Annotated in this window: 9 protein-coding genes; all 9 read right to left on the bottom strand. The window is 36.0% G+C overall.

The features are described from left to right. Positions 1 to 156: 156 nt before the first annotated feature. The 9 genes from G440_RS0103170 to G440_RS0103215 all read right to left on the bottom strand — a co-directional run bounded on the left by G440_RS0103170 (position 157) and on the right by G440_RS0103215 (position 13,002). Positions 157 to 1,026: a hypothetical protein gene (locus G440_RS0103170; protein WP_026449969.1), complete on the bottom strand. Its 870-nt coding sequence runs from the start codon at positions 1,024 to 1,026 to the stop codon at positions 157 to 159. Beyond that, complete coding sequence (locus G440_RS0103175) at positions 1,026 to 1,739, bottom strand: hypothetical protein (protein ID WP_026449970.1); 714 nt, start codon at positions 1,737 to 1,739, stop codon at positions 1,026 to 1,028. Before G440_RS0103175 ends, G440_RS0103170 begins: the two co-directional genes overlap by 1 nt. A gap of 45 nt (positions 1,740 to 1,784) precedes the next feature. Beyond that, entirely contained in the window at positions 1,785 to 2,234 is a 450-nt protein-coding gene (locus tag G440_RS0103180; RefSeq protein ID WP_026449971.1) for a hypothetical protein, read from the bottom strand. Positions 2,235 to 2,942: 708 nt separating this feature from the next. Next, positions 2,943 to 5,978, bottom strand: a complete 3,036-nt coding sequence (locus G440_RS0103190; protein WP_026449973.1) for an AAA family ATPase — start codon at positions 5,976 to 5,978, stop codon at positions 2,943 to 2,945. Positions 5,979 to 5,981: 3 nt separating this feature from the next. Continuing rightward, positions 5,982 to 7,184 carry an exonuclease SbcCD subunit D gene (locus G440_RS0103195; protein WP_026449974.1) on the bottom strand — a complete coding sequence of 401 codons (1,203 nt, stop codon included), beginning with the start codon at positions 7,182 to 7,184 and terminating at the stop codon, positions 5,982 to 5,984. A 348-nt stretch (positions 7,185 to 7,532) separates the two neighbouring features. Continuing rightward, complete coding sequence (locus G440_RS0103200) at positions 7,533 to 8,288, bottom strand: carbonic anhydrase family protein (RefSeq protein WP_026449975.1); 756 nt, start codon at positions 8,286 to 8,288, stop codon at positions 7,533 to 7,535. A gap of 42 nt (positions 8,289 to 8,330) precedes the next feature. Beyond that, a complete protein-coding gene (locus tag G440_RS20555) occupies positions 8,331 to 9,533 on the bottom strand; it encodes a serine hydrolase domain-containing protein (protein WP_026449976.1) in 1,203 nt (400 codons plus the stop codon). 517 nt (positions 9,534 to 10,050) lie between these two features. Further along, positions 10,051 to 10,722 carry a response regulator transcription factor gene (locus G440_RS0103210; RefSeq protein WP_026449977.1) on the bottom strand — a complete coding sequence of 224 codons (672 nt, stop codon included), beginning with the start codon at positions 10,720 to 10,722 and terminating at the stop codon, positions 10,051 to 10,053. A gap of 42 nt (positions 10,723 to 10,764) precedes the next feature. Further along, positions 10,765 to 13,002, bottom strand: a complete 2,238-nt coding sequence (locus G440_RS0103215; RefSeq protein WP_026449978.1) for an ATP-binding protein — start codon at positions 13,000 to 13,002, stop codon at positions 10,765 to 10,767. Positions 13,003 to 13,226: the final 224 nt, after the last annotated feature.

The following is a 13,226-nucleotide window of genomic DNA, read 5'->3' on the forward strand; positions in this document are numbered from 1 at the left end:
TGGGTTGGGAATGTCCTATAACGTGTATAATTAGTTACGTGATTAAGCTCGGAATTTAGTAAATAAAAACCGGACCTGCCTGCTGGTAGGTAGAAAATTCGCGAGTCCTGATAGCTATCGGGATTCGTAAGTAGGCGATGACTAGCCATTAATTATTCACGGTATTGTTTGTAATTTTTTTATGTTATAAACGAACGTTAAAACCCTTAAATTCCATAATGTCAATGTTTGTTCTGCTGTAATTACTTCATTTACCGAACTTACGACAAGTTGGTCTTTAAATGATTTAATGTATTTAGTCCATAGGTTTCCTTTAGAGTCATTTAATAAAAAATAAAATCCGCTATCTCCAATTTTTCTTCCCGAAGATTTTAAAATTAGTTCTCCATTCTTTCCTACATTTGGTTCCATTACAACTGTTGCGTTACCGTTGGGTAAAGGAAAAATAGCTTTTATGCACGTTTGTCCATTCGGAATAGTACAAGTTTCGTAAACACCTGAATAAACTACTTGTCCTGAGTTTTTAAAAGTTCTGAGCCAGATTGTCCGTTTTAATTCTTTGGTTTTTTTATCAATTAAGTGTATTATTTCACTTGTTAAGACCTTAGAGTCCTTGTTGTTTCCCATTGGTAGGTTTAATTGTTCAATTCTATTACTAAACAATATTTTTAATAATCTCCCGAAAACTTTAAAAAATGGATTCCACTTAACTTTTAAATCAAACTCATAATTGCTTGTGGCTTCGTAAAAGTCAATTACATTTTTTGATAGACAGTTAAGTTGTTGATTTGATAAGTTTAGTTGATTTATTGACTTTATTAAACCTTTTTCATGTTCACTTCTATCGATTTCTAAATTTTCGTTTATCGCTAATTGCTCAATTAGTTTTAGGCCAATTCCTTTGGTTTTACCGAAAGGACCTAACAACCATTCATTTTGACTGGGAATGATTTTCCTACCAAATAGAATAACCCATTGTTGGGTTAACCAATCTTGAAGATTTTGTCTTAAAGATGCAATTCCCATTATTCGTTTACATTAAGGATTGGGATATAACTTTTTTTTCCTTTCCAAGTTCCAAATTCAGAAAGTGGTTTAAATCTTAATGTTGAGAATTCAAAGTGAAAGTTCTTTCGTTCTCTCTCTTTCATTGCATTTGAATGTCTTTCTGGTTTAGGTATATCGCTATGACCGTGAACCATATTAGTCATTTCTTTTTCTGTTTTCCAAATTGAAAAGGTAGAAACTGTATTAGGAAATCTAAATGAAGCTAATGAAAGTAAAGTTCCTGTATGGTCACGAACTAATTTCTCAACTGGTTTTCCCCAATGCAAAAATCTGGGAATTGCTAAAGGTTTCATTCTAGCAATTGTAACTGCAACAACTGGAGATGAAGGACTTTCCAATTTTGCTTTTTGATTTGGTATTTTGAACCCACTTATTTTCCCCCATTCTCTCATAAATGCTAATCGAACGTGCCAACCATCTGTCAAAATTTTACCAAACTCCTCCTTTTTTAAGTAGTTTTCAAGAGCTTGTTCATTTTCCCATTGTGCAAAAATTGCTACTTGTCTTATATGAAATCTTGAAGGGGACAGGATTGGAGAACCTAATGTCATTGCTGACATATATTCAAGGTGAATTAGGCCCTTTGTTTTCTTTTGAATTGGGGCTGAGAATAATCCTTTTATCGCTAATGTAAATGGTACTTTTACAAGATGATAAGAGAATATACTCATATTAATTGTAGGTTTTGTCGCGTTTCTGAAATGTCCATATAACGTTTATACTCGTGTTGTGCATTGTTTTTCCAATTCTTCTATTATACTTTTCCACTGTAAAGCATTTTTTACTTTTAAATTAAAGCTTTCAGGTTTTCCAAGTTCCGTTTTATAATAAATCGTAATTCGGTTAAACCTGTTTAAAATTCTATTCTTTCGGTAAAATTTAAATTTATCTATCGAATTATAATCAATTTCCAAATGTTCTAATTGATCTGAAATGGTAACTCTATAATCAAAAACAATCCTGTCATCTTGGAACTTAAAATTGGTCATATAATATTCCGCTGTGTTAAAAAGAAAAACTATCGTCACAACGAATAAAATCAGAATGAACAGTATTGTGTTTTTCCAATTACCACCAGATATTAATAGCATACCTAACGGCGGTATTATTGAATAAACTCCAGCAGAAATAGTTCTATCGATTATTATGTCTTTCTTATCAATCATAAATAATGCACAACATGGGTTTATAAAACACCAAAGTGAGGTATATATAGCACTTGTTCATCTTGTCAATAATAATTTTTACATCAAAATCTTAAAAGATTAAAAACAACCTCGGGTTCATGTAAAAAAATAGAAGTGCTGCGTTTTTTTATAATAGCTTTAAAACTAATATTATTAAAGTAATATCTCTCTCTAAAAGAAAAATATTCAATCAACCTCACTGCACCATCTCCAAGGGAGAATAGCGCAAACTGCCTTTTTCCAATTTAATCTGCGTGGTAATCGGCTCTTCTAGCGCACTGACGATAAATGTGGAATGGGAACAACCCCTTTCGTTTTGCCTGCCGAAGGCATGGCAGCTGGATTGAACATATTGCGTTAAATCAAAATGTTTGCCAGCTGCCACCCTTCCGAAAAAATGGCAGGCAGGCTTCCCCTATGAAACTATTTTGTCTATTGATTTAAAATGATTTAAAGGGAAGAACCCCTTCCGTCAGCTGGATTAGACATATTGCGTTTAAGAAGACTGTTTCCCAGCTGCCACTTCTTCGCTAAAAAGCTTCAAAGAGCAAAGCACCTTCCCCTGTAAAACTAGTCTTTAAATTTGAAATGGTTAGAAGGGGAAGGAACACGCCGCGTGGAGTTGAAGTTGGAGTTAATTTATTGACTGATAAGCCTTAGATTTTTGAACCCGAAACTTGAAACCACCTACTGCACTACTTCCAACGTAGAATACCCCAAACTACCTTTCTCCAATTTAATCTGCGTGGTAATGCGTTCTTTTAAAGCGCTTACGTGCGAGATTACACCAACGGATTTATCGCCTTCGTTTTGCATTTTTTCGAGGATGGTGATGGCTTGGTCTAAGGTTTCTGGGTCTAGGGTTCCAAAACCTTCGTCTATAAATAGGGATTCTATTTTTACGTTTCTGGCGGCAATGTCGGACAAGGCAAAGGCCATTGCCAAACTAACTAAAAAGGTTTCCCCACCAGATAAAGTACGGACGGAACGGCGAGCGTTCCCCATATATTTATCGAAGATCTTTAGGGTGTCGCTTTTTTCGGCTTCTTGGGAAGTGGGAATATCCAGAAGATAGCGATCGCTAAATTCTGAAAGGCGTTTGTTAGCAAATCCAATAAGTTGTTCCAAAGTTAGATCCTGCACAAAGTTTGAGAATTTGTTTCCCGTAGCATCGCCAATTAAATCGTTCATTGATTTCCATAGGGCCAAATCTTTCTTTAAAAGGTTTAATTCGTCCACAACTTTTTGCTGGCGCTTCTTGTTGTTTTCATCGTCTTCCAAGCTTTGGGTGATTTTCCCGATGTTTACTGAAAGTACGTCCCATTGCTTTTTAGATTCGTCAAAGAGAGAAGTTAAGGCTTCGATTGTAAGTTTTACGTCATCTTTTTCGGTTAATTCCTTTAAAACTTTTTGAAGAGAAGTTTCCTTTTCTGAAATCCGCGTTTTCCGTTCCTTAAGTTGGCCTTCTTGTTTTCTAATTTTACTAGCTCGCTCTTCCGAAATAATTGATTTCCGTAGCGCTTCAAGGTTTTCTAAGTCTTCTTTTAAAACAATACTTTCTAGCTCCGTTGCTTTCTTCGTTTTCTCTGAAGCAGTGACTTTGAGCTTTTCTGTAGTATCGTATAATTGCTTAGTTATAGATGAAATATTTGCGACAGATTGGGTGATTTGAGTCGCTAAACTATTTGATTCCTTATTAATATCCTGTCCTCTATACAGTGAGCTGCGCTCTTGCTTTAACCTTGTATAATCTTTTTCGGAAGTTGCCCAATGTTTTAAACTCGCGTCCAGGTCTTTTAAAATAGAATCTGCTTGAAAAGCTTTTTTGGAGGCTTCCATTTTTTGAATCTGATGGGTTAAGTCAGATCTACGGGTTTTAAGAGTTTCTAAATCTTCCTTATAATCCCATTTTAGTTGATTGGCAAGTTTTGTGAGGGTTTCCGAATATTGGGTCTCCTCCTTTTTTAAGGTTTCAATAGCAGTTTCTAATGCAGTGATATCCTTTACTTGGAATTTATTCTTTTCATTTAAAGTGATTAGATGCTTGGTTTTTGTTTGAAGCGAATCCTTTTTTTCCTTTAATAACTCCTCTTTGATATCGAAATAAGGCTCTTCGGAAGCATACGGATGATGTATGGAACCACAAAGCGGACAAGGTTGCTCGGGATCCAATTGCAAGCGATATTCGTCTAAGCTCTGATGTTTTCGTTGTTGCTCTAGGTTCTTCTCAAGATTTTCTACTTCCTTCTTTAATTCGGAAACATTTTTTTCTAAAGTCGCGATGGCCTTGGTGTCTGCGTCTAGGCTTTCCTTGGCAGTATTAAGTTTTTCTAAATGGGTTTTAAGATTGGTTTGAACTTTTAGTAACTGCTCTTTTTTAGTGAGTAATTCTCCTGCTTTTTCCTGTTTTTCGCGAATGAGTTCTAATTCGGTGTTTAACTCCTCCATCGTCTCCACTCCAGAATTGGTAATGCTTTCCTGCACTGATCTTGAAAAGGAACCAAATTGCGGTTTAAACTGTTCTGAGTTTTCTGCTTGATTGAGCGTATAGCCCAAAGACTTTATATTGCGAACATAACTATTCAACTGGGTTTGATGGAGATTGGCTTCCCCCTTTTTCTTTTCTTCCTCGGTTTGAAGTTTTGAAATTTTACTTCGGAAAGCTTCTAACTTGGCATTCGCATTTGCAATGTCTATTTTTTCTGCAAGCAGATCTGAAACTGTGTTTAGATATGTTTTTTGTTGCGTTTCAGCTTCCTCTTTTGATTTCCCAAGTTTCTCCAATCCATCATTCAGTTGGTTTACTTCTTTTACAACTGCGTCGTATTCCCTAAGATTAACAGCGTATTTGGAAAGCTTTTCGTGCTTTTCCAATTCAACTTTAAAAGGTTTAAATACTTCAACATCTTCCTTTAACCTTGCTTTTTCGGCTTCCAGTCCCTTTTGTTCTTCTTGCTTCTTTTGAAGATTTTGACGTGTCTTTATTTTTTCTGAAGCAAGATTATATGCTTTTTCTGTTTTTGGTTTTGATTCCGTTAATGTTTTTAGTTCGGCTTTCTTTTCCGTGATAACTTCTGAAGTCAATAATTCGATACCTTCCAGTTTGGCTTCAACTAAATCAATTTTCTTTTCAATTCCCTTAAATCGGAAATAAACTGCTCTTCCAATATCTCGATAGGATTTTGCACCCGTAATATCTTCCAACAACTTATTGCGTTCGTTGCGCGGAGCTTGTAGCAATTTGCTAAATTCTCCCTGCGATAAAACCATAGCTTTTACAAACTGCTCATAACTTAAACCAATAACTTCGTGGTTTTTATCGGGAGTTTTGGTGCCGGATTCTAAAATCTGACTCGTGGCAACTTCCACCAGTTCCTGTTTTCGGGCGTTTAGGTTATTATTCCTATTGCGCTCAATGGACCAATGGCTGCGATAGTCTTTTCCGTTTACGCGGTATTCCACTTCGGCATAACAACTTTTCATATTGCGGGTCATAATCCCACCGTCATCTTCCAAAATTGAGTTGCTAACGGTTTTATCCACTCGAGCAATCCGGTTGTACAGCGCCAAAGTAATAACATCCAATAACGTAGATTTCCCAGAACCCGTAGGACCGGTAATGGCAAAAAGACCTGCTTCGGCCAAGATGCCGTCGCCAAAATCTACTTCGTGTTCGCCTTTTAGGGAATGTATATTTTCAAATCTTATTTTTAGAATTTTCATAAACTATAGATTCAATTCTTGTAAAATTTCACGAAATGCGTTTTTTAATTCTTCTGTATTTTCCAGTCCGCTTTGCAACTCCAACTTTTTTTCAAACATCTGCATCGGGGTAACATCGGCTACATCTGTGCCAACAGCAAAAGCGTCACTGGCGCCACGAACTAAGTTTTTAAAAACCAGCCGTGACTTTACGATTGCGATATTTGCATTGGGTTGCGAATTGGTTAGCGCTTCAAAAGCTTGCCTTCTTTCCAAACTCTCGCTTTCTTCATTTACGATTATTTCGGCTAAGGAAATCAACGTGGTTTCTTCGGAATAGGCGTTTAACTTCTCCTCCACTTCTTGTAAACTCCCTTCAAAAGTGACCAAGTTTCTGTGTTTTGGAATGGGGACGATTTCAACATTAGTAATTTTATTATCAGATATTGTAATCACATTAATTTGCTTGCAATCCTCCTTTTCTGAAAAACTTAAAGAAACAGGAGATCCGCAATAATGGATGTTTTGCTCGTGCGAAATAACTTGGGGTTTGTGGATATGTCCTAATGCCACATAATCTGGAACTTCCTCAAACATACTAGCCTCTACCCCTGCTTGATTCCCTATTTGAATATCTCTTTCACTTTCTGAAACCTCGCTTCCCTGCACATATAAATGTCCCATTAAAATAAAAACCTGATCAGGATGATATTCGTCATAATACTTATTTACTGTTGAAAAATACGTGCGAAGTCCAGATTTTATCTGTTCAATTTTAGTGGCATAACTTTCCCCAGCAACCGACTTCCGGATATCCCGATCTTTTAGGAATGGAATTGCTGCCACAACTAATTTTTCATTGTTTTTTTCAACTTCTACAAACATTTCTGCGATCATTTCGGTAGCGCCGCCAATAACGCTAACGTCGAACGCTTTTAACAGTTCTGCTGGGGCATTTAATACCGCTGGCGAATCGTGGTTTCCGCCAGTCAGGATAATTTTACAATCTAGATTTATCAGTTTTTTTAATAAATCATAATATTGTTTATACGCAGCTTGAGAAGGGTTTGCTTGGTCAAAAATATCGCCTGAAACTAAAAGTACGTCGATGTTTTCAGCTTTTATATATTCGATCATCCACTCAAAAAACAGCTCAAGATCTGGGCTTAAATCGTATTTATGAAGTTGTTTCCCGATATGCCAATCGGAGGTGTGAAGAATTTTCATTGGATAGGTTTATTGTGAAAGATTCAAAGATAGGACTTTTTAAAAAGTAGTTTTTGCGGAATCCCGTAATATGTGGAATTGTTTGTTGTGAGATGTCGGTTCTCGGTTGTGGGTTGTCGGTTCTCGGTTGAGAGTAGTAAGAACGAGAGTAAATAAATCTAGGTTGGCACATATTAACCTCGTTTTTTCTTGAATTCTCAGGGTATAATTTAAGTCAGACTAGGTTGTTGGCTAGCCCTGGAACACGAATAGATATAAAAAAAGCCAAAACAGTTTTTAAGCTGTTCTGGCCCTGGGAGAGTTAAAAATAATAATTTCAATAACATCTATCTAATTGAAAAGGGGATTCTAGTTTAACCAATCTACTTTTCCAGTTTCTAAATTATAAACCGCACCTACAATTTTAATTTCACCTTTATATTCCATTTCTTTTAAAATAGGGCTGTTTTTTCTGATGTTGCTAATAGTATTTTTTACATTACTATGATTGGCCATTTCTACGAATTCAAGGTTTCCTGAAGTTCTATCTCCCTTATAATCAACCATTGCAACTGCTGGCTTTATTTTTTGTAGCATGGGAGTAATATTTCCCAATTTAACATCGTCTACAGCCGCTCTCACAGCGCCACAATGATTGTGTCCCATAACCAAAACAAGTTTTGAGCCTGAAACGGCACATGCAAATTCCATACTTCCGAGAATATCCTCATTGGCAAAATTACCGGCTACACGTGCAACAAAAATATCTCCAATACCTCTATCGAATACATCTTCTACAGGAACTCTACTGTCAACACAAGACAAAATTACGGCCTCGGGAAACTGTCCAGAAACACTGTTTTTTACTTGTTTTGAGTGATTTCTTGCGGTGAGATTATTATTTATAAATCTTGTATTTCCATCTGCAAGGGATTTTATAACATCATCTGGCGATAAAGCTTCTTGCTGCTTTTGACTTAAAACTTCACCAACCAAAACAGTTGTTGGCTCTTCGGCCATAACATCAAGTTTTGCTACGTCTTTGTCTGATTTTTGCCCTTGCATACAGCCTGTGAAGGACATAAGTGCAATTGCGATTGCTGAAATTTTAATTGTTGTTTTCATAATAAGTTGGTTTTAATGGTTTATATAAAATTTGGTTAATAATTATTTTTGATATTCCCGAATCGCCACGTGGCACGCATCCCTAATATCTAAGCCCAGATCAAAGACACTTTCGTTGCCAGTAGCGGGATCAATCCTTATAAAATTGGCTGACATCAAGACGGTTATTCCTGTGTCTGGATTATACCTTAAGGAGGATATATAACTTAGATGGGCGCCATTATGCCCATAGCCCAAACCCTCGTCATAAACCAAGCCCAAGCCATACACGCCGTGGCCTCCATCTGCGGGTAACATTTCTTTCATTAAGGCTACGTTTGATGCGTTTACTCCGGCATTTCCCGTTAATAGCAATTGCATCCACCTTGTGATGTCTTTTGGTGTGGAGACTATATTGCCCTCTGTTACATGTATTGACATATTATCTTGTGAAGTTTCTTCGGTTTCTTCGCCTTTAATGTACAAGTAGGAATTTATGTACGGCGTCCTCATTTCCAAATCGCTACCCTTCCAAGCACTATACGTTCCTGTTAATCCTAAAGGAGTGGTAAATTTTTGCTCTATAAATTCACTATAACTAATCCCAGAAACTACCTCAATTATTTTCCCCAGAATATTATAGCCTGTATTTGAATAGAAAAAACCTTTCCCAGGAACCGCTGCGCTCAATTGGTGCTCTGCATTTATCGCCACCAATTCCTCAAAAGTAAAAGTGTGCTGATTGTCTTGGCTCCTAACGTAATCTTCATACTTCATACCTGCGTATGGTGCATTGACAGATTCAGGAATTTTATTATTGGTAACGTCAAAAACGCCTGATCTATGTTGTAATAACTGCTTAATGGTGATTTGATTTCTGTAAGGAATATCATAAGCTGGAATATTGGGAATATACTCACTTATAAAATCGTCAATGTTTAAAGCTTCTTCTTGCTGAAGTAACATGACGGCAGCAGCGGTAAAGGTTTTAGATATACTGGCCACTCTAAAGTGGGATTCTGGAAGTGGATTAGGCGTTATATTACTTGAGGCCATATAGGTTCCGTTTGGACCATCGATATAAACAAAAACTCCCGCTTTATCTATATCCCATTTTTCGTTAAAATTATTGTAAACACTATCCGCTAGATGCTGCAAGGAATCCTGAACATCTCTTTTATCACCACCATTATCATCTTTATTGCAAGAAATGGAAGTTGCGCTGAGGCTTAGAATTACTGCAATTAGTAGTATTTTAATATCCATAATTTGAGTTTTATTATGATTACGTTTTTTTTAGGTTACAATCTTACTTTTCGAAGGTTGATGCTTAAAAAACCATCACGTGGTTTCATTATATTTTAGTTATAATTGATTTTTATATCTCAGTCTTTAAACAAGTTTATTTTTGAGTTTATTTCATAAAACAAACATTTTTATTGCATTAATATTAAATTTTTAACCATAAATATTTATTTAGTTGCTAAATTATATGATTTATTAGTTCTATGAAATAAGTAAGCCTACGTATGGTGTAAGTAGATCTACGTACTTCTATGTTTTACTTTTCTGAATGGTTTTAGGAAGATTGTAAATCATCATCGACTGAAATAACTAAGAAGCTATAGGACTTGGGTTGGGGTTATAATTGGCTCCTGTTTTAGTAAGAAATAAAAAAAATGCGATCCCCAGTGGATCGCATTTTAGTTGATGGTTTATATGATTTGCTTAAAAAAAGTTCGGCATTCAAAAAACTTTAAGATACGAATGCGAGCGTTTCTATCTACTGAAGAATACCATTTTCTGAAGCAAATTTATATAGTGAAACGGTGTTTCCATCTATGTTCAGTTTTCTGAAAATGTTACGGCGATGGGTTTGTACGGTGAAGATAGAAAGAAAAAGGCGCTTCGCTATTTCCTTGGAATTATAACCTTTGCAGACCATTTGAATCACCTCGGCTTCACGTTTGGTGAGGTTGTATTTTTTTAGAAATTCGTCTAGATAGGTAAACTCATTGGGATCTTCTTCGGTATTTTTAGAAAAGTCTGGGAAGGCTGTTTTACCTTCCACTACTTCCAAAATTGTAACCGCTATTGTATCTAACCCGTCAGACTTTAGAATATATCCATGAGCACCCGAAAGAGCACATTGGTCCGCGAGCTGTTTAGAAAAATAAGATGTTAGCACCAAAACCTGAAGCTTGAGGTTCATTGCTTTTATGTCTTCCAAAACCTGCAATCCATTTTTGCCAGGCATATTCAAATCTAAAAGCAAGACATCGGCATCTGCCAAACAGGAAGATTGCATTAACCCATTTCCATTTTTAAAGGTAGCCATAATGCTAAAACTTTCGCTCTTCTCCAGAACCTCGGTAATTCCACTTATAATGAGCGGATGATCGTCTGCAATGATAACCTTTATTTTAGTTGGATGAGGATCAGTGGGTTTATGCATGTAAATTTTGGTTTTATAGTTAATGCGTTTAGTTGCATGGAATTAAACAGAAATTTTCTCCTCGGTGATTTTCACTATGGGAAGTTCTGCAAGAATAAAAGTTCCTTTATTATCGCTGCCATTTATTTCAATAGTTCCATTTAGATATTCCACATTACTTTTAATTGTTTTAAGCCCCATGCCACTGCTATTAGTGGATCCACTCATTCCTTTTCCGTTGTCTTCAATATATATAGTTACGGAATTTTCCAGTTCAACAACTTGCAAAAGCACGTGGCTTGCTTGTGCGTGTTTAATGATGTTATTCATCACCTCTTGAACTATGCGATATATAGTGAGTGAAAACTCCTCGCTCCAAGTACTGGTGTCATCAAGGCCTTCCAAAATCTCTTCTACCTTTAGTTTTTGGGAAGTGTTAACCGCGTTCACCAAATCGTGAATGGCAGGTTTTAATCCATACTTTTCAAGGGCAATTGGCATCAGCGTGTGACTTATATTCCGTACGCTTTCGCTGATATCGGCTAAAATCTTTTGAGTTGTATCCAGCTTTTTTTCGGCATGACTACCTGTCTTAAAAACATCGCGCTGAATTTGTTTTAAATTCAATATTGCAATGGAAAGCATAGAGCCAGCTTCGTCGTGAAGTTTATGGGCAATTTTCTTTCGCTCTTGCTGTTCTGCGTCCTTTAAGGTTTTAGTTAGGCTTAAACGATGCTGTTGACTCAAATTCGTGATATGTGCCTGATGGCGTTCTTTTAACTGTCTTCGGCGTAACCATAAAAATACGGTTGCAATTAACAAAATGAGAACAACACCACCGAAAATAAAAAGAGCGCGTTGCCTAGCGAGTTTTTCCTTTTTCTTTTGGAGCGCCAATTCCATATCTCGCTTTTCCAATTCATATTCGGTCTCTATTTTTAGAGTGTTAACCTTTTCACTTATAGTAAATAGTGTTTTTTCCAGTTCTAGCTCTTCTGTTTGGAAGTGAAGTGCTTTTTCAAAATTTCCTTCTTCCGTGTATAGGGTCTTCAAATACCCGTAAAGTTCCTTTAAACTTCTACTTTCACGATGACTTTTTTCTAATATTTCTTTAGCGGCTAAAAGATATTCCTCGGCTTTATTCCAATTTTGTTGTTTTAAAGCTGACTTCCCCAAAATTGCTAATGAAGTAGCGGCAGGGCGTTCTGCTCCTATTTTATTTCGTAATTCATAAGCTTTCAGTAAACGTTTATCTGCTTCGGCATAATTCTCTGTGATTACCAAAAAGTTTCCATAATTATGGTTTGCAAAAGCAATTCCCCCTAAATCTGAAGCCTTTTCGAAATATTGAATACCTTGCTCATAAAGTGTATCCAAATCATTATATTCTCCCTTTCCACAATAAACGGTGGCCATATTTACACTGGTTAGCCCCATAGACTTATAGTTTTTAATAATCTTCCCTAAATCGAGGCTGTTTCTGTAATATTTGAGTGCTTTGTCATATTCCCCAGCATTTTTAAATGCAATGCCCAAGTTGTTGTAGGCCCTCAGAAGGCCAAGAGTGTCTTGGTTTTTTTCCGTTAATCGTATTACTTTAAAGTGAACTTTAACGGCCTCATCAAATTTTGTTAAGCGGGAAAGGGTGTTGGCATGGTTAATGTAAATGTTGGAAAGTAGCGAATTGTTTTTGCTGCCTTCCGCCAAACTTATTGCTTTTTCACTTAAAAATAAACTCTTTAAGTGATTACCGCGTTCAGCATTTAAGATGCTAAAACGATTATATAGTTCTGCTAAGCGATCCCTATCCTGTGGATTAAAACCTTCTTCGGCTTTAATGGATTTTTCTATAAGATCTTCCGCTTTATTAAAGTTCCCAGTTGTAATAAACTCTCTACCCAAATTACCTAATCCCGTAGCTTTTCCCTTTTTATAGGAAATTTCATCCGCTAACTGAATGGCAAGCGAATCGAAATGCGAAGCTTTTAAAGGGTCTCTACTCTGAAAGTAAACGTTTCCGAAGGCAATATAACTATCTACTTCCCCTTCTTTTTCGTCTTTATCTTTATAATACGCTAAAGCCGCATCAATATCTTTAATCGCTTTTTCACGATTATTTTTTTTATAGAGAAGCGCTCTTTCCAATTGAAATTTGGCCTTTTTTGCCGGCGCCCTTTCATTTTCAATAAGTACGGAGATACTATCTATTTTTGATTGTCCGAATCCTTTTATACAGGAAAAAATGATTCCAGAAAAGACGAGGATTCTTAAAACATGGGAAGAAGAAAAGGTAAAAAACAATACGCTAATAATTAAGGTTAATATCGAAATTAAGCTATGATTTTTACCTAAATAGATAGAGGAATCATAAGTATTTATGGATATAAAGATAGATAAATCGTTCTAACATCAAAATAAAATGTTAATTTCTTAGAAAACACTTTTAAATAAAAACGTACTAATCTCTTATCCAGAATGATACTATTTTTTTCCAAACACATTTACAATAAGTTTTGATTTTTTAA

This window comes from Aequorivita capsosiphonis DSM 23843 (assembly GCF_000429125.1).
Classification (GTDB): domain Bacteria; phylum Bacteroidota; class Bacteroidia; order Flavobacteriales; family Flavobacteriaceae; genus Aequorivita; species Aequorivita capsosiphonis.